Here is a 15,738-nt window from a genome sequence, read left to right as displayed (position 1 = left end):
CTCTACTGATTCGAATTCGAATTTGCGCACTTGCTGTATTTCTGCCTCTCGCCAAAAAGCGTAATTCCCAGTGCACCCTTATTTCGGGTGGCTAGAATTCGTGTAGCATCAATTGGTAGAATGTAGCAACAATTAGTGGAAGTCACAACCGCCACCTACGAGGGCCGCCGCAGACACGCTGTGGTGTGGGCTGCGATAGGGGCGGCGTCGCCAGGTGGCCGGATCGAACAGCCCATGCAAACTGTGGATGGACGCGACTTCCAGTGCTTCCTCGTCGCGCAAAGGTGAAAGCAGGCTGGGTAGGCGGGCGGCCAGCATGCTTTTGCCGGTGCCGGGTGGACCGGAAAACAACAGATGGTGCCCGCCCGTGGCGGCAATGATCAGAGCCCGTTTGGCCTGCTCCTGACCACGAACGTCCGCAAGATCTCCGCCATCGATCGGCAGATCAGACGCGAGCGCAGGCGGCGGCACGTCGGGAATCGCTTGCTCGCCGCGTAAAATTGCCACCAGCTGTGCCAGGCTCTGCGCTGGCAGAAGCCGGCACTTCCCTGCCAGGCTTGCCTCACTTACGGTATCCCAGGGGAGGGCCAGGCGGTGACCCGCCTCCTGTGCAGCGAGGGCACAGGCAAGAATTCCGGGGACCTTGCGCAGGCTGCCGTCCAATGCAAGTTCGCCAATACATTCGAGATCTTCCAGGGTAGACTGCGGCAACTGCCCACTCGCACGGAGAATGCCGAGGGCGATGGGCAGGTCGAATCGTCCGCCTTCCTTGGGCAGATCGGCTGGTGCAAGGTTGACAATGATGCGCCGCGCCGGAAAGTCCAGGCCACTGTTCTGAATGGCGGCGCGTACTCGATCGCGGGATTCGCGCACCGCCGCTTCCGGCAAGCCCACGATGGCAAAGGTGGGCAAGCCCGGCCCCAGGTCGCATTCGACCATGACCTCCGCGGCCTGGATGCCTATAGGCGCGCGGCTGCGCACCAGCGCCAAGGCCATGGAGTTCAGCCTTCGCTCTGCTCTGGCCCCACTATTTTATCGAGACGGGCCTCAAGGGCCGCGACCCGTGCCGCGAGGCGGGTATTCAGCTCTTGCTGGATCTCGAATTCCTCGCGGGTAACCAGATCGAGACGATCTAAGGCGTTGCTGATGATGGTCTTTAGCTGCTTATCCAGGTCTTCCTTGACCGACCCGAAGCGGGCCACCGCGTCGCCGATGGCGGCGGCAATATCGTCGGCAATTCGGTGTTGCATCGTGCTCTCCTTACAGGCCCATGGCTTGGCGGATGAAAAAACGTTTGAGTGGAGGCGTCATACTGGTACCCCAGAGCCCCAAATCACGCAGCCGCGCCAAGGCGCCACTGCGATTCGAGAATAGATGATTCAGGCCACCGCAGGCAAAGACCGTCAGCAGATTGTCGGGGCGCCGCTGCCGTTGATACAACACCAGAGCTTCGCGGCGACCGAAATCCTCGCGTTTCTGGACCTTGTCGCCAATAAGCTGAGTGAGCGCGGCGACATCGCGAAAGCCGAGATTCACGCCGAGCCCTGCCAACGGATGGACACCATGCGCGCTGTCACCGATCAAGACGACGCGATCCTGCACGTAGCGATTGACATGCAGGGCGCTCAACGGGAATTTCCCCCGTTTGCCGATGTCGAGGAGCCTTCCGAGCTGCGGTCCAAAGGCATCTTGCAAGCGACACAGGAATTCTGCGTCGTCCATGGCAAAGAGCTGTCGTGCGCTAAGGTTGCGCGCACTCCAGACCAGGCTGGCCTGGGCCTGACCCTGGGCGTTGTCGGCAAAGGGGAGGAGGGCGAGCGGCCCGCTTGGCAAAAAGCGCTGATAGGCGATGCCGCTATGCGGTCGCTCGATCTGCACGGTGGCAACGATCGCTTCCTGCTGATAGTCCGCGCGATAGATGCTGGACTGAAAGATCTGTTGACGCAATCTGGACTGCCGCCCCTCGGCAATCGCCAGCAGACGCCCGCGATAGCCGGTGCCCCCCTGATCCTCCAGCTCAATTCCTTCGGCATCGCTATACGACATCCGCCATTGGCAGTCGTACAGCAGGCTACCGCCGGCACGGCAGAACGCAGTGCGCAGTGCTTGTTCTAGTTTTTGGTTCTCGCAGATATAGCCGAGAACCGTCTCGCCGACGTCTGCGGCGTCGAGCTGAATACTGCCAGCATGTTCGGCATCCCAGACGCGCATTCCCCGCACCGCTGTACCGAGGGAAGCGATATCGATTTCCTGTTGCGCAAGGAAGGCAGTCGCCCCTGCATTGATGAGGCTGCAACGCTGCAGGGGATCTGTGGCATCGGCTTGCGGCGCGGTGCGGCGCTCGGCTATGGCGGTTCGAAAACCTTGGCGTTGCAGAGCCAGACCCAAGGCACCACCGACCATGCCAGCGCCGGAGATCAGGATGTCGAAATCATCGGCCAAAACGGGTTACCTCCAGGGCGGGAATGCTGCTCGCGGCTGGCAGCTCAACGCCGGCCAGACGTGCCGCCAGCTGTTTCTTCAGCCATCCGTTGTGTTCCAGGGCCGACAGTGCGATCTCACGTCCCAGTCGCCAGGGCAGGGGGGGCAGGGCGAAGAGCTGGTTCATCCCTTCCGTGAAGGCGATCGTTTCTGTGCGATCCCGCCGGCGAATTCGCTGAAAATCTCGTAGCAAAGTCTCGGAACCCGGATCGACCCCTTGTGTTGCGGCCTCGCGCAACAGTGCCGCCAGCGTTACGGCATCCCGTAGGCCTAGATTGTACCCCTGCCCCGCCAGTGGATGTAGGGTCTGGGCGGCGTTACCCAAAGGAAGGATTCGACTGCTTGTTGGGGCAGAGAGTTGCTGAAAGTGCAGTGGATAGAGGGCGCGCCCGGCTAGCTGAGAAAAGCCGGAAAGACCGGGCGGCAGGTACCGATGGAGTTCCTGTAAAAATGCTGCGTCGCTGCCATTCATCAGGCGGCTCGCGGCGCTTGGCAACAAACTCCAGACCAGAGAGAAGATCCCGTCCGCGCGCGGCAGGAAGGCGAGAGGACCACTTTCGAGAAAATGCTCGTACGCCGTACCGGTGGAGCCGGAGATCGGTCCAACGCGGGCGGTGCAGGCATAGCGATTGTGATCCCAGCCGCGGCGTTGCAGACCGAGCAACGATTGCAGTTTGCCATGACCGCCATCGGCCAACACCAATAGTCGCGCAGATAGCCTGTTGCCGTCGGCCCAAGCCAGAGTCACGCGGTCGGGAAGCCAGGAAAAATCCGTCACCGGTCCCCAGCACAGGCGCTGGAATTCGTCGGAATCTGTGGGCAACTGCGCGATCAGCGCCTCTTGTAGATTGGCGAGCGGGATCAGCCTGCCGAGAACACCTTCCTGCGCCTGCAGTAGCTCACTGGACAGGGTTACTCGGTTCGGGCTACGGGCTTGGGAAATCTGTACTTGCTGAATCCGTCCACTGAAGGCATCCGAAATCACTACCCCGAAGCCGTGCAGTATACGTATAGAGGCGAGAGCGAGGGCGACACTGCGTTCCGGCGCGAACGCATCCTGGCCCGTACCAGTGTTGCTAAGCACTGAATGGGGTGTGGTATCGATGACGCGAATGCGAAGCGCCGACCCCTGGAGGGCCAGTACAAGGCTGTGGGCAATGGGTCCATCACCCAGGATGAGCAGATCGCAATCCATAGCCTATACTCTAGGGCTTCGCGTCTGGGGCGGCAAGCACCATGCGGAAGGGCGCGAGCGGTGCTTCCCCACACCGATGCGGCACGGTTACCGATCAGTAGTAGACTGGCACGACACCCGAGGCCATGGTCTGGATGGCCTGTGCGGCACCGGCCATCGTCGCTTCAGGAATGAAGTGCACCTCTTCCAAACCACGCTTCTTGTAGCAGCCAGCGCAAATCCAGAATTTGGCACCGTTTTGCACCAGAAAGTCGCGCAATTCCAGCAGCGGCGGAAAGGTCGGTTCCTGCATGCCATGCAGATAGTTGTCCGAGCGCGCAAGATGAACACCATCCAGCGATAGGAAAAGGGTGACTTCGTGTCCTTCCGTCAGGGCGTTCTTGGCGAGTACCAAACCAACGGTGGCGCGGTCGAGGTCATTGCCGGCGTGGGTAATGTTGACAAAAAAATGTGCCATGGGTGTTTGCTCCGTCATCAGTGGGTCGGTTTCAGTTTAGTACAATTCCAGATTCTGATGAAGTAGAGACAGTCGCAGGCGTCTGGGCTATCCTTAGAACCTCAATCTCAACCGGATCAGGAGGTATGTCATGGCCGTGCTCGTTGGTAAGAAAGCCCCGGATTTTGTCGCTCCCGCGGTGATGCCGGACAACAGTATCAATGAAAAATTCCATTTTTCGCAGTATATCAAGGGCAAGTATGCGGTACTGTTTTTCTATCCGCTTGACTTCACCTTCGTCTGCCCCTCCGAGATCATCGCCTTCAACCATCGCCTGTCGGAGTTTCATGCGCGCAAGACCGAGGTCATCTCCTGCAGCATCGACTCCCATTTCACCCACCTGGCCTGGAAAAATACCCCCGAGAACAAGGGCGGTATCGGCAACATTCAGTTGCCCATGGTTGCTGACCTGACCAAGCAGATCGCCCGCGATTACGACGTGCTCTTTGACGAATCGGTTGCGCTGCGTGGGTCGTTTTTAATCGACCGGGATGGCGTGGTACGCCATCAGGTTGTCAATGACCTGCCATTGGGCCGCAATATCGACGAAATGATTCGTATGGTCGATGCGCTACAGTTCTTCGAAGAACACGGAGAGGTTTGCCCAGCGCAGTGGGAGAAAGGCAAATCCGGAATGAAGGCCGACCCTGCCGGGGTTGCCAGTTATCTGGCGGAACACGCCAAGGATCTCTGACCCTAACGGATGGAGAATACCGATCCCGGTATAGCGGGATCGGTGGGATTGCGCCATGCTGCTCCGGAAAAAGTTGCTTGCCGTTCGCGAGCCACGTCTCTATCTCAGTATGGAGCGCAGTTATCTGGCGCTGCTCAAATTTATTATCGTAGCCTTTGGTGCTGGACTCCTGGCACGCAAGGCAGCCATGGCCTTGGTGTTTTTTCATGACCAGCGCCTCCGGCCTTTTTTTCTCGATCTTTATCATTTGCTGACGATTCCATCCGTTGCCGCGATTTTTCTGATCATCCCTATGTTCTGGCGCGACCTACGTTCGTTATCGCTGGGGCCAAGCGTGAGTGCGCGAGAGATGCTTGATCCCCGGGTCCATTTTTCGGCCGAAAGGACATTCCTGTCGTGGACCCGCACTGCCCTGAGCAGTCTCGCGCTCGCCTTCGTTCTGGCAAAATTTGATTTCTTTTTACGTAAATTTTCTCTGCTCTTGCACCAACCGATTCCTTTGCTCCATCGCTTGACCGGGACCAACACCCTCTTTATCGGTTTTGCTGTAGTGTTATTGTCTCTGGGGTCTTGGGGGCTTTTTGCCACCTTGCACGACATTCGACAGGGTGAGTGCGCCACGCATGTTTGGCGTTATCGCGTGTTCCTATTGCTCCTGTTTCTGGTCGGTGTGGGTATGCTGCGCTTGCTCTGGCTTCTCAGTGGGGCGCGGCAATGACCGCCGTCTACCTTTCTTCTGGTACATTGTCCGTCGCCCCCATGATGGATTGGACAGACCGGCATTGTCGCTTTTTTCTGCGACAGGTCTGCCCCAGCTGCGTGCTCTACACCGAGATGGTTACTACCCCTGCCATCCTGCGCGGCAAGGATCCGGCCCGCTACCTGGATTTTGATCGGCAAGAATCTCCTTTGATCTTACAGTTGGGGGGCGATGACCCCGAGGCCATGGCACGTGCCGCCCGCATCGCGCGCGATGAGTATGCCTATGCCGGGCTCAATCTCAATGTCGGCTGTCCCTCACCACGTGTCCAGAAAGGACGTTTTGGCGCCTGCCTGATGCGCGATCCGCTCCTCGTTCGGGAGCTCCTCGATGCCATGGCGAGCAGTGGTCTGCCAGTGAGCGTCAAGCACCGCCTCGGCCTGGACCGAGAGGAGCAGTATGAGGGCCTCGCCGATTTCGTGCGCAGCATTGGTCAGGGGAGCTGCAAACATTTTATCGTCCATGCGCGTAATGCCTGGTTGAAGGGTCTCAATCCGGCGGAAAATCGCGAGATACCGCCCCTGCGCTGGAACTGGGTGCAACGACTGAAGCAGGACTTTCCGGACTTTCGCATCGAACTCAATGGTGGGTTGCGCGATGCAGAGCAGGTCCTCGCCCTCTGGCCCAGTGTCGATGGCGTCATGCTGGGGCGCGCGGCATATCACTCGCCGCTGCTGCTCGCCCAGATCGAACAGGCCCTGGGCCGTCGTCAGGATCTGCCGCAACCGCGAGCGATACTGAATGCGCTCTTACCTTATGTAGATGCTTGGGGCGAACGCCTGCCGGCACCACGTCTGCTGCGTCATTTACATGGTCTTTATGCTGGTCTTCCGGGGGCTAAGGCGTGGCGGCGCCTGCTCGGTTCGGCGCGGCCGGCTGAGTCCGCTGCCGTGGCGCTACGCCGAATGCTGCTTGTCTTGCAGAGCTGGCAGCAGGATGTGGTGCTGGAGCTCGGATGACGGACTGGGTCGCCTTTGATCTGGATGGCACGCTTACCCGCGGCGAGACCATCGTCTCCTTCTACCGCACGGTGTTGGGTGAGGGCCGCGCCTTTCGCCTCCTGCTGCGCTCGCTGCCGATGCTTGGCGCCTACGCGTTGGGCTGGCGCAGTAATGGTGAGACCAAGGAGTGGGTGCTGCAACGCAGCCTTGCGGGTCGGTATCCCCAAGAATTCGAGCAGGGAACGATGGAATTCATAGATCGCGTGCTGCCCCGGCTTCTGCGCGATTCCGTATGGGATCGTCTGGCCCAGCACCGCGATCTGGGGCAGCGTCTGGTGCTGGTGACGGCAACGTTGGAACTCTACGCCCGCCCTTGGGCAGAGCAGGTCGGATTTGATGCGGTCATCGCTACCCGTCTAGCCACGGACGAATCCGGGCGTTTTACCGGTCGTTTGCAGGGCGCCAACTGTTGGGGACCTGAAAAGGCCCGCCGCCTGCGGGAAGATTTGGGTGTCAACAAACTGGCGTACGCCTACGGCAACAGTCGCGGAGATCGCGAGATGCTGGCCATGGCAGAAAACCCCGTGTGTATCTGTCGGGCCAACCGCTGGGGTGGCGACCTTCTCGCCTTGTCGGCCGAATCAGTCGCTAGCACGGTCATTACGCCCACTGTGCAGCAAAAACTCGAGAAAACTCCGGGTAACGGCTGAGGGGCTCTTGCCTTTGCGCTGCACCGCGTGCCATTTGCGCAGGATGGGAAAGCCTTCTACGTCGAGAATGCACAGGGCTCCCGAGGCGAGTTCGGAGCTGATGGTGTGGCGTGCCAGGATGCCGAGGCCGAGGCCGCCAGCAACGAGTTGTTTGACTGCCTCGTTGCTGCTCAGGGTCATGCGGGGTTTGAGCTTGATGCCCTGCTCCGCAAGATAATTCTCCGCCGTGAGCCGTGTGCCCGACCCGGCTTCGCGCAGGATGAAGGGCTCCTTTCCCAGACGCGCCAGGGGAATGGATCTCTCTGCAGCCAGCGGATGCGAGGCCGCGGCGATGACGACGATAGGATTGTCCAGAAAGGGTTGCGCAATCCCGTCGATCTCTTCGGGCACCTGGCCCATGATATAGACGTCATCGAGGTTCTCGCGCAGGCGCTCCAGGATACTGTTGCGATTGACGATTTCCAGATGCGCCTCGATTCCTGGGTGCGCTGCACAGAACGCACCGAGCAGGCGAGGGGCAAAGTATTCTGCGGTGGAAGTGATACATAGCCGCAGTCTCCCGCGTTCGAGTTGCTGCTCCGCTGCCAGCTCATCGAGTAGGGATTCGAGATGCCGCTGCAACTCGCCGCCGGCTGCGGCGACAATCTCGCCGGCACTGGTCAGAAACAGTTTTTTTCCGACCTGTTCATAAAGGGAAACCCCGAGATTTTCTGATAACTGTTTGATCTGTAGTGATAAGGCCGAGGGCGTCTGGTGCAATTCCGCAGCTGCCTTGCTCATGCTAAGATGTCGCGCCAGTACCGTAAAAATACGTAATTGGTGTAGAGTGACCTGACGAACAGACAAGGTTTTACTTCTCCATATGGTAACGTTAATTATATTTTACTTTACCTTACGGTAAAGCTTCTGTAAATTCGCGGCTGGAAGGCTATCTGCAGGTCAAATTGGTTTGGAACATTCTTTAGGAGGGATCTATGGCTGGTAAATATGAAGCCGGCGTGAAGGAGTACCGCCAGACGTACTGGGCTCCTGACTACGTGCCGTTGGACTCGGATTTGTTGGCGTGCTTCAAGATCGTGCCGCAGCCGGGCGTGGATCGGGAAGAAGCGGCTGCGGCGGTTGCGGCAGAATCTTCTACCGGTACCTGGACCACGGTGTGGACCGACTTGCTCACCGATATGGACTACTACAAGGGCCGTGCCTATCGGATCGAAGACGTGCCTGGCGACGACACGGCATTCTACGCCTTCATTGCCTACCCCATCGATCTCTTCGAGGAAGGTTCGGTCGTCAATGTATTCACTTCCTTGGTAGGTAACGTGTTTGGCTTCAAGGCCGTGCGCTCTCTGCGTCTGGAAGATGTCCGTTTCCCTTTGGCTTACGTGATGACCTGTAACGGTCCCTCCCACGGCATTCAGGTAGAGCGCGACAAGCTCGACAAGTATGGGCGTCCGATGCTTGGCTGTACCATCAAGCCCAAGCTGGGTCTGTCGGCCAAGAACTATGGCCGTGCGGTGTACGAAGCCCTGCGTGGCGGCCTCGACTTCACCAAGGATGACGAGAACGTCAACTCTCAGCCCTTCATGCGCTGGCGTGACCGCTTCCTCTTCGTTGCCGACGCCATCCACAACGCCGAAGCGCAAACGGGTGAACGCAAGGGCCACTATCTGAACGTTACCGCCCCTTCACCGGAAGAGATGTATGAGCGTGCCGAGTTCGCCAAAGAGCTAGGCATGCCGATCATCATGCATGACTTCCTGACCGGCGGCTTCTGCGCCAACACGGGTCTGGCCCGTTGGTGCCGGAAGAATGGTGTGCTGCTGCACATCCATCGCGCCATGCACGCCGTGATCGACCGTAACCCGCATCATGGTATCCATTTCCGGGTCTTGACCAAGGCCCTGCGTCTGTCGGGTGGTGATCACCTGCACACCGGTACCGTGGTCGGTAAATTGGAAGGCGACCGTGCCTCTACCCTTGGCTGGATCGACCTCTTGCGCGAATCCTATGTCCCCGAAGACCGCAGCCGCGGTATCTTCTTCGACCAGGATTGGGGCGCGATGCCCGGCGCTTTTGCAGTGGCCTCTGGCGGTATTCACGTTTGGCATATGCCTGCCTTGGTCAACATCTTCGGTGATGACTCGGTGTTGCAGTTCGGTGGTGGTACCTTGGGGCACCCCTGGGGTAACGCCGCCGGCGCAGCCGCCAACCGGGTAGCGTTGGAAGCCTGTGTCGAGGCGCGCAATCGCGGTGTCGAGCTGGAGCGCGAAGGTAAGGAAATCCTGACCAACGCCGCCCGCCACTCACCGGAGCTGAAAATCGCTCTGGAGACCTGGAAGGAAATCAAATTCGAGTTCGATACCGTCGACAAGCTCGACGTACAGAACCGTTGATTTTCTGGCTAATGCATTTGCTTCAGGAAGGAGTCCATCATGGCTGAAGTTCAAGATTACAAGCAGGTACGGCGTTACGAGACCTTCTCGTATCTCCCGCCAATGTCGGCGGAACAGATCCGCGCGCAGGTGCAGTACATCATCGCCCAGGGCTGGAACCCGGCGGTGGAACACGTGGAGCCGGAACGTTCCTTCAACCACTATTGGTACATGTGGAAGCTGCCCATGTTTGGTGAGCGGAACGTTGATACCGTTCTTGCCGAGCTCGAGGCTTGCCGCCGCGAGTACCCCAAGCATCTCGTTCGTTTGATCGGCTACGACAACTATACCCAGAGTCAGGGTCTGGCCTTCGTAGTGTATCGCGGCTAGTAAGCCGAACAGATCGATCATTGGCACCTGGCAAGCATGCCGGGTGCCAAGTTAAGGGGGACGTATGTCGGATTCATCAGCATCCGGTCCAATGCGGGGCCGGGCTTTGGCGCAGGAGAAGCGGCGCCAGCAGGCAATGCGTAGGCAGGGTGGCGGCGCGGCCAAGCCGGTCGTTGCGCCTTCCGCGCCAAAGTCTGGGAACAATCAGGAAACGCGGGTCGCTCCCGCTCTTGAGGTCCATTCCGAGAAGATGGCGATTCGTGGCAGCGGGCGTGAGGCAGCCTTGGCCCATCGCGCCATGCGCTGCGCTGGGGCTCAATGCTGGGCCGATCCGCAGCAGCGCCAAGTGCGTCATCGCGGTCAAAGACCCGCAGCAGTAACTCCGACGGTAACGCCAGCAGTCAGCGAAGAGGCAGCACCCGCTTTGATTCCCGGAGTAGAGGAGGAATTCCTGGATTCCGTCTGTGAACTCGTCGAGCAAAGCCCCGAAAGCTTTGGTTGGCGTGAACGCCCGGTGCGGCAACTCTGTCGCGCACGGCGGCAGACCCTGGCGCAGCGGGGCAAGGCCGCACTCACCGTTGTACGCGGTCTGAGTTCCGCGGCCGCTCGTTTGCGTTACCTGGAAAATGGCAGTGCGCGGGAGTTCGCTAAATTGCGGCGCGAGGAACAGGCGCAGCGGGGACGCGGGTTTGCCAAGGGTGGCGCTGATGCCGCCGGTAAACGACGTGCAAAGAAGTTTCGCAAGGTCGAGGAAGGCACGACCTTGGCTGGCTCTATGGTTACCGGTACGCAAGTGGAGCGCAGCGACGCGGTTACCGGCAATGAGATGGGCACTTGTCGGCCCATCACGGGAACCGAATATATTGGTGCTGAGCAATTTGATCAGTTCTGTGGCGAGCGTCCTGCGGCCAGTCCAGCCAAGGTAACGGTGACCAGTACCTCCGGTCGGCAACAGGTCTCTGGTACCCAGGTCGGACGCTCCGCATCGGTCACCGGTGACGAGTCCGGCGCATGTCGCAATGTGACTGGCTCGGAATACCTCAGCAGTGAAAGCTTCCAGAGCTTCTGCAATGCCAAGCTCCCAGAGCGTCCAGCAAAGGTGATCACGGGCAGCACGCAAAAGAATGCGCTCCCTGTAACGGGCAGTGATGAATCGCGTGCCAATCGTGTGACTGGCTTTGAGGCCGGGGCGCAGCGGAGCATTACGGGTTCCCAATACTGGGATGCGGGCGTCGCCAAGATGACCATCAATGGTGCTCCGCGTAAGGTGGCGGAAACGCATACCTTTGCCGGTCGCACGGTGTCTGGAACAGCGGTAGATGGCAGTCAGCGCATTACCGGTCTGGAGCCGGGTGCGTGTCGGCAGCTGACGGGTACCGAGTACTTGAGTCTGGAAAACTACCAGACCCTGTGTAACACCAAGCCGTCGCCGTCGCCGGCCAAAGTTGGGACGGTTGCGACGGACAAGGGGCAGCGGGTCACTGGTAATCTCGTGGATCGCTCCGAGAAGGTTACAGGCAACGAGCCGGGCTCTTGTCAGCGGGTCACGGGTACCGGTTACAACAGCCCTATTCTGTGCGGGGGTGGTGTTGATAAAGTCCAGAGCATGACCAGTCTCGCTGGATCGACCATTACCGGGACGGGGATGGATCATCGCCCAAAAATGACAGGTGACGAGCAGGGAGGGTGCTGGCCCGTCACCGGAACCGAATATCATGGGCAAGAGCAATTTGCCCACTGCGCGAGCACCCCGCAGGCGGAAGCAGCAAAGGTTGCCGTCAGTCGTACGGCAAAAGGTCAGTGGGTTAGCGGACCCGCTATGGAGCCGGCAGAGAATGTCACCGGCAACGAAGCGGGTGAGGATCTGGCGGTTTCCGGCACGCCCTACCAAGGTGAGGAAATGGGTACCGTGGCCACGGCACCGGCTGGCACTTGTGCTTGTGATGGCTGTTCCTACAAGCAGAAGGCTATGGCGTGGGATGCCATGCAAGGCGGCACGGCCGGCAGTCAACGCTTTGTGCCCGCACCAGCCGCATCGGCGCCGGTCGCTAGCACGCCTGTACCCGCTCAGGACTTCAGTATTGTCCCTCCTGCCCGGCAGGGGCGCAGCCGAATCACTGGTAACGCGTTTGAGCAGAGCGGTCGCATCACGGGACCGGTCAATCTGGCGCGCGGCCTGATTACCGGTACTCCAGAGTTTCGCAGTCGTGAGCCGCAATCGGACAGCGCCCTGCCGCCGGCAGCGGAGATGCTAGCAGCGCCTGAGGCCGCCGCACCAGAACGGGGTGCGTGGCAGATCACCGGCGATGACTGGAGCCGTAACGCTCGGGTTACCGGTACTGAAGGAGCCTGGGCGCAGGGACGCAATCCTACCCAGCGCGGCGCGGTTCGCAGCTGCGTGATGAGTGCCGGGGTCAACCGCAATCAGGCTCTGGCTGCACCGCTGAGCGATTCCAAGGTTACTGGCAGTAGTGGCAGCGCCCGCAAAGGCGCGGCAGTCACCTACTCTGGTGGCGCAAGGGGATAAGGCGCAGGTATGGATACGCGAAGAAAAATGCGGCACCTACGCCAGAGTGCTTCGTCTTCGGCGCCAGCGATGTCGATGGCACAACGCTACTCTTCGCAGGGGCAAGCGCCTCTTGCCGCAAATGGTATAGCAGCTGAGCATCCCGCCTGCACCGCACTGCCTCACCGCTCCTGTCGTCATCCGTTGACGAATGTGGTGGAGAATGTTCGGCTCGGTCACTGTGAGGACGGCGTCAAAGGTCGCTTTGATGCGATCCTGCCCGTATTGCAGGAAGTGGCCGCCCGCGGGCTGGGTAGTGGGTACGCGGAAAATGCACAACGCTTGGCTCAGGAGCGTCTGGGCTTTTCCTTCCCGGAAAATCTGCTCGAAAACGCCTGGGTCCGGGGTTTTGATATGCGTTCCCTCTTTGCCAGCGCCACGTTTGCTGCACTGGAACTGGGTGTGGCGCGTTTTTCTCAGCGTCTGCGCGAGGAATTGCAGGCCGGTGAGAATGTCGATGCGATGTTGGTGGACTGTGGTTTTCACGCCATGAACCTTTCGCTCTGCGCCGACGGTCGTCTGAAGGGTTTTTTGCCCTATGTGCTGCGTATGCCAGCGGGACACCTGCTGCGTCGCAGTGCTTTCGCGGGCACGCTTTTCGATGTGGAAAGGGATGTCGAGGACTGGCAGGCGACCGAATTGCGCCGGTATCGCGAAGGGTTCCCGACTACGGCAGATGTGCCGACCCGCTACCTGAAGGTTGCGGTGTATCATGGTAGCTCCCTCGATCCGACGCACGAGGGGTGTGCAGCGCATGGCAGCAATGAGAGCTTGGCGCTGGAAATGGCGATGCAGCGGCTGCAGGCGTTCCGTGAAGCCATCGAAAACGAGTTCTGTTGCGGTGCCAGCACCGACATTTTACTGATTGGGTTGGATACGGATACCGATGCCATTCGTATCCATGTGCCGGATGCCAAGGGCAACCTGAGCGCCTATCGCTACGTCGATAACGCACAAGTGTATCGGCAAACGCTGGAGATGGATGCCGACCGCGCCCGTCTCGCCGTCTACGAGGCGATTCGTGTCGCGGCTGAGTCATCAGGCTGGGGACAGGGGGAAGGCATGCCCCATGACGGTATGCGTCGCCTCATTGCCACTTTGTTGATCAATAATCTGAGCCAGATCGAATACGTGGCGGATCGGGTGGGTGGGTGGTACCCAGATGCTGGGCATGACGAGCGTTTTATTAGTGTGGGTGATGGTTTTCAGGAATTGCAGATGCGCAATGTCGCCTATTACGCCCGTCTCGATACAGTAGAAGAGGGCGCTGCGGATCTTGATGTAGGCATCAAGATCTTCAAGCATCTCAATGTCGAACGGCAGTTGCCGATTCCCATGGCGCTGCACTATCGCTATGACTCGCGCGTTCCCGGGAATCGTGAACGAGTAGTGAGCAAGTTGCAGCGGGTGGCAGATGCAATCCGTCAGCGCTACGCGCAGCTCGATCGTGATGGCTGGCTGTATCTGCATGGCAGCGTTCAGGATCTGCCTTTGGGAAGCGCGTTGGAGGAGGTGGATTTGGCATGAGAATCATGCGGGTGGAAAAGACACTGGTCTCTACCAATCGCATCGCCGAGATGGGGCATCGTCCTTTGCTCGTGGTGCAGGAAAAGGAAGGTGGTACGCGTTCGGTCGCGGTCGACGCGGTCGGCTGTATCCCTGGTGACTGGGTCATCTGCGTCGGTTCCTCGGCAGCACGGGAGGCCGCTGGATCCAAGGATTACCCATCGGACCTCACAATTATCGGTATCATCGACAACTGGACGCCGGCCTGAGATGGAAATCATGTGCGTTCAGTCCGATCTGGTTACGACACGCCGAATTCCCGGCTTGAAGCAGGCATCGTTACGGATATTGCGTGATAGTAACGGGAAGATGGTGGTGGCAACGGATCCGGTCGGTGTCCCCAAGGGCAAGTGGGTGTTTACCGTGTCCGGTTCGGCAGCGCGCTATGCGCAGGGTGATTTCGAGGTCCTCACTGACCTTACCATTGGTGGCATCATCGATTTTTGGGAACCCTGACGGGTTCGGGTTTTTCTCTGTAAGGAGGGGTGAATAATGGCAGATGTAACAGGTATTGCTCTCGGAATGATCGAAACTCGTGGCTTGGTGCCGGCAATTGAAGCGGCCGATGCCATGACCAAGGCAGCAGAAGTGCGCTTGATCGGACGTCAGTTCGTTGGTGGCGGCTATGTGACGGTCCTGGTGCGTGGCGAGACCGGTGCCGTGAACGCTGCGGTTCGCGCTGGCGCCGATGCCTGCGAGCGCGTCGGCGACGGTCTGGTGGCCGCACACATCATCGCGCGCGTGCATTCGGAAGTGGAAAACATCCTGCCCAAGGCTCCAACCGCGTAAAGCGGCTAGGTCGGTCAGGTTCCCAAAGATTTTTTGATTTTTGTTAGGAGATTACAATGGCAGATGTAACAGGTATTGCTCTCGGAATGATCGAAACGCGTGGTTTGGTGCCGGCTATCGAGGCGGCTGATGCCATGACTAAAGCCGCTGAGGTGCGCCTGATCGGTCGTCAGTTTGTTGGCGGTGGCTATGTGACGGTGCTGGTGCGTGGTGAAACTGGTGCGGTCAATGCGGCTGTGCGTGCCGGCGCCGACGCTTGCGAGCGGGTGGGCGATGGCTTGGTGGCTGCCCACATCATTGCCCGTGTGCACTCTGAGGTGGAAAACATCCTACCCAAGGTGCCGACCGTCTAATCTAGTTCGTGGATGTGACACGGCGGGCTGTCGCTCGTCGTGTCCCTCCTCCTAAACCCTAGAGGGAGATAGAGCATGGCAACAGTAACAGGCATTGCCTTGGGGATGATCGAGACGCGTGGTCTGGTGCCGGCTATCGAAGCGGCCGATGCCATGACCAAGGCCGCAGAGGTTCGTCTGGTCGGTCGTCAATTCGTTGGTGGTGGTTATGTCACGGTCTTGGTACGTGGCGAGACCGGTGCGGTGAACGCTGCGGTTCGGGCTGGCGCCGATGCCTGCGAACGGGTTGGCGATGGCTTGGTCGCAGCGCACATCATCGCGCGTGTCCACTCGGAAGTGGAGAACATTCTACCGACGACGCCTACTGCAGACGGTAGTGGCCGCGATGGCGACGTCAGTGCGGTGCAAAGCTAAGTAGAGGCGTT

19 protein-coding genes are annotated in these 15,738 nt (G+C 59.4%); 13 read left to right on the top strand and 6 right to left on the bottom strand.

Translation table 11 applies throughout. The annotated features are described in order from the left end of the window. Window positions 1–132: 132 nt before the first annotated feature. From AC2VNM_RS08305 to AC2VNM_RS08285, 5 genes are all read right to left on the bottom strand, one after another. Window positions 133–996 carry a YifB family Mg chelatase-like AAA ATPase gene (locus AC2VNM_RS08305; protein WP_486913127.1) on the bottom strand — a complete coding sequence of 288 codons (864 nt, stop codon included), beginning with the start codon at window positions 994–996 and terminating at the stop codon, window positions 133–135. A 5-nt stretch (window positions 997–1,001) separates the two neighbouring features. Further along, window positions 1,002–1,250: an accessory factor UbiK family protein gene (locus AC2VNM_RS08300; RefSeq protein ID WP_483165784.1), complete on the bottom strand. Its 249-nt coding sequence runs from the start codon at window positions 1,248–1,250 to the stop codon at window positions 1,002–1,004. Between the two features lie 10 nt (window positions 1,251–1,260). Further along, window positions 1,261–2,442, bottom strand: coding sequence for an FAD-dependent monooxygenase (locus AC2VNM_RS08295; protein WP_483165783.1), 1,182 nt, complete (start codon window positions 2,440–2,442; stop codon window positions 1,261–1,263). After that, a complete protein-coding gene (locus AC2VNM_RS08290; RefSeq protein WP_483165782.1) occupies window positions 2,432–3,676 on the bottom strand; it encodes an FAD-dependent monooxygenase in 1,245 nt (414 codons plus the stop codon). The genes AC2VNM_RS08295 and AC2VNM_RS08290 overlap by 11 nt, the downstream gene beginning before the upstream one ends. 94 nt (window positions 3,677–3,770) lie before the next feature. Then, a complete protein-coding gene (locus AC2VNM_RS08285) occupies window positions 3,771–4,133 on the bottom strand; it encodes a DsrE family protein (RefSeq protein WP_483165781.1) in 363 nt (120 codons plus the stop codon). Between the two features lie 130 nt (window positions 4,134–4,263). On the opposite strand from AC2VNM_RS08285, the gene AC2VNM_RS08280 reads away from it, so the two are divergent. The 4 genes from AC2VNM_RS08280 to AC2VNM_RS08265 are packed head-to-tail and all read left to right on the top strand — an operon-like array spanning window position 4,264 to window position 7,277. After that, window positions 4,264–4,866 carry a peroxiredoxin gene (locus AC2VNM_RS08280; protein ID WP_483165780.1) on the top strand — a complete coding sequence of 201 codons (603 nt, stop codon included), beginning with the start codon at window positions 4,264–4,266 and terminating at the stop codon, window positions 4,864–4,866. 55 nt (window positions 4,867–4,921) lie between these two features. Beyond that, window positions 4,922–5,584, top strand: coding sequence for a YidH family protein (locus tag AC2VNM_RS08275; RefSeq protein ID WP_483165779.1), 663 nt, complete (start codon window positions 4,922–4,924; stop codon window positions 5,582–5,584). Then, window positions 5,581–6,585, top strand: a complete 1,005-nt coding sequence (gene dusA / locus AC2VNM_RS08270; protein WP_483165778.1) for a tRNA dihydrouridine(20/20a) synthase DusA — start codon at window positions 5,581–5,583, stop codon at window positions 6,583–6,585. Before AC2VNM_RS08275 ends, dusA begins: the two co-directional genes overlap by 4 nt. Then, window positions 6,582–7,277, top strand: a complete 696-nt coding sequence (locus AC2VNM_RS08265; RefSeq protein ID WP_483189500.1) for an HAD family hydrolase — start codon at window positions 6,582–6,584, stop codon at window positions 7,275–7,277. The genes dusA and AC2VNM_RS08265 overlap by 4 nt, the downstream gene beginning before the upstream one ends. On the opposite strand, the gene AC2VNM_RS08260 is transcribed toward AC2VNM_RS08265, so the two are convergent. Beyond that, window positions 7,209–8,123, bottom strand: coding sequence for a LysR substrate-binding domain-containing protein (locus AC2VNM_RS08260; RefSeq protein WP_483165776.1), 915 nt, complete (start codon window positions 8,121–8,123; stop codon window positions 7,209–7,211). The two genes, AC2VNM_RS08265 and AC2VNM_RS08260, sit on opposite strands and share 69 nt — an antisense overlap. 128 nt (window positions 8,124–8,251) lie before the next feature. On the opposite strand from AC2VNM_RS08260, the gene AC2VNM_RS08255 reads away from it, so the two are divergent. The 9 genes from AC2VNM_RS08255 to csoS1 (AC2VNM_RS08215) all read left to right on the top strand — a co-directional run bounded on the left by AC2VNM_RS08255 (window position 8,252) and on the right by csoS1 (AC2VNM_RS08215) (window position 15,727). Further along, window positions 8,252–9,670 carry a form I ribulose bisphosphate carboxylase large subunit gene (locus AC2VNM_RS08255; RefSeq protein ID WP_483165775.1) on the top strand — a complete coding sequence of 473 codons (1,419 nt, stop codon included), beginning with the start codon at window positions 8,252–8,254 and terminating at the stop codon, window positions 9,668–9,670. Window positions 9,671–9,709: 39 nt separating this feature from the next. Next, complete coding sequence (locus tag AC2VNM_RS08250; protein WP_215871695.1) at window positions 9,710–10,039, top strand: ribulose bisphosphate carboxylase small subunit; 330 nt, start codon at window positions 9,710–9,712, stop codon at window positions 10,037–10,039. Between the two features lie 91 nt (window positions 10,040–10,130). Further along, window positions 10,131–12,566, top strand: a complete 2,436-nt coding sequence (locus AC2VNM_RS08245; RefSeq protein WP_486913126.1) for an alpha-carboxysome scaffolding protein CsoS2 — start codon at window positions 10,131–10,133, stop codon at window positions 12,564–12,566. A 9-nt stretch (window positions 12,567–12,575) separates the two neighbouring features. Continuing rightward, window positions 12,576–14,132, top strand: a complete 1,557-nt coding sequence (locus AC2VNM_RS08240) for a carboxysome shell carbonic anhydrase (protein ID WP_483165773.1) — start codon at window positions 12,576–12,578, stop codon at window positions 14,130–14,132. Beyond that, complete coding sequence (gene csoS4 / locus AC2VNM_RS08235; protein ID WP_483165772.1) at window positions 14,129–14,380, top strand: alpha-carboxysome shell vertex protein CsoS4; 252 nt, start codon at window positions 14,129–14,131, stop codon at window positions 14,378–14,380. Before AC2VNM_RS08240 ends, csoS4 begins: the two co-directional genes overlap by 4 nt. A gap of 10 nt (window positions 14,381–14,390) precedes the next feature. Beyond that, on the top strand, window positions 14,391–14,627 hold the full coding sequence (locus tag AC2VNM_RS08230) for a carboxysome peptide B (RefSeq protein ID WP_483165771.1): 237 nt from the start codon (window positions 14,391–14,393) through the stop codon (window positions 14,625–14,627). Between the two features lie 36 nt (window positions 14,628–14,663). After that, window positions 14,664–14,960: an alpha-carboxysome major shell protein CsoS1 gene (gene csoS1 / locus AC2VNM_RS08225; protein ID WP_004871256.1), complete on the top strand. Its 297-nt coding sequence runs from the start codon at window positions 14,664–14,666 to the stop codon at window positions 14,958–14,960. 56 nt (window positions 14,961–15,016) lie between these two features. Then, complete coding sequence (csoS1, locus tag AC2VNM_RS08220) at window positions 15,017–15,313, top strand: alpha-carboxysome major shell protein CsoS1 (protein WP_483165770.1); 297 nt, start codon at window positions 15,017–15,019, stop codon at window positions 15,311–15,313. Window positions 15,314–15,388: 75 nt separating this feature from the next. Beyond that, window positions 15,389–15,727 carry an alpha-carboxysome major shell protein CsoS1 gene (csoS1, locus tag AC2VNM_RS08215; RefSeq protein ID WP_483165769.1) on the top strand — a complete coding sequence of 113 codons (339 nt, stop codon included), beginning with the start codon at window positions 15,389–15,391 and terminating at the stop codon, window positions 15,725–15,727. Window positions 15,728–15,738 lie beyond the last annotated feature (11 nt).

This window comes from Acidithiobacillus sp. TH-A67, assembly GCF_057473545.1.
The sequence above is the reverse complement of the archived record's forward strand: the minus strand, read 5'-3'. Positions and strand labels throughout refer to the sequence as shown.

Coding starts and splice junctions, on each gene's coding strand:
- AC2VNM_RS08305 (WP_486913127.1), bottom strand. CDS start 996: ATGGCCTTGGCGCTGGTGCGCAGCCGCGCGCCTATAGGCATCCAGGCC.
- AC2VNM_RS08290 (WP_483165782.1), bottom strand. CDS start 3,676: ATGGATTGCGATCTGCTCATCCTGGGTGATGGACCCATTGCCCACAGC.
- csoS1 (WP_004871256.1), top strand. CDS start 14,664: ATGGCAGATGTAACAGGTATTGCTCTCGGAATGATCGAAACTCGTGGC.
- AC2VNM_RS08240 (WP_483165773.1), top strand. CDS start 12,576: ATGGATACGCGAAGAAAAATGCGGCACCTACGCCAGAGTGCTTCGTCT.
- AC2VNM_RS08300 (WP_483165784.1), bottom strand. CDS start 1,250: ATGCAACACCGAATTGCCGACGATATTGCCGCCGCCATCGGCGACGCG.
- AC2VNM_RS08285 (WP_483165781.1), bottom strand. CDS start 4,133: ATGGCACATTTTTTTGTCAACATTACCCACGCCGGCAATGACCTCGAC.
- AC2VNM_RS08230 (WP_483165771.1), top strand. CDS start 14,391: ATGTGCGTTCAGTCCGATCTGGTTACGACACGCCGAATTCCCGGCTTG.
- csoS1 (WP_483165769.1), top strand. CDS start 15,389: ATGGCAACAGTAACAGGCATTGCCTTGGGGATGATCGAGACGCGTGGT.
- AC2VNM_RS08280 (WP_483165780.1), top strand. CDS start 4,264: ATGGCCGTGCTCGTTGGTAAGAAAGCCCCGGATTTTGTCGCTCCCGCG.
- AC2VNM_RS08245 (WP_486913126.1), top strand. CDS start 10,131: ATGCGGGGCCGGGCTTTGGCGCAGGAGAAGCGGCGCCAGCAGGCAATG.
- csoS1 (WP_483165770.1), top strand. CDS start 15,017: ATGGCAGATGTAACAGGTATTGCTCTCGGAATGATCGAAACGCGTGGT.
- AC2VNM_RS08265 (WP_483189500.1), top strand. CDS start 6,582: ATGACGGACTGGGTCGCCTTTGATCTGGATGGCACGCTTACCCGCGGC.
- AC2VNM_RS08250 (WP_215871695.1), top strand. CDS start 9,710: ATGGCTGAAGTTCAAGATTACAAGCAGGTACGGCGTTACGAGACCTTC.
- AC2VNM_RS08275 (WP_483165779.1), top strand. CDS start 4,922: ATGCTGCTCCGGAAAAAGTTGCTTGCCGTTCGCGAGCCACGTCTCTAT.
- dusA (WP_483165778.1), top strand. CDS start 5,581: ATGACCGCCGTCTACCTTTCTTCTGGTACATTGTCCGTCGCCCCCATG.
- AC2VNM_RS08255 (WP_483165775.1), top strand. CDS start 8,252: ATGGCTGGTAAATATGAAGCCGGCGTGAAGGAGTACCGCCAGACGTAC.
- csoS4 (WP_483165772.1), top strand. CDS start 14,129: ATGAGAATCATGCGGGTGGAAAAGACACTGGTCTCTACCAATCGCATC.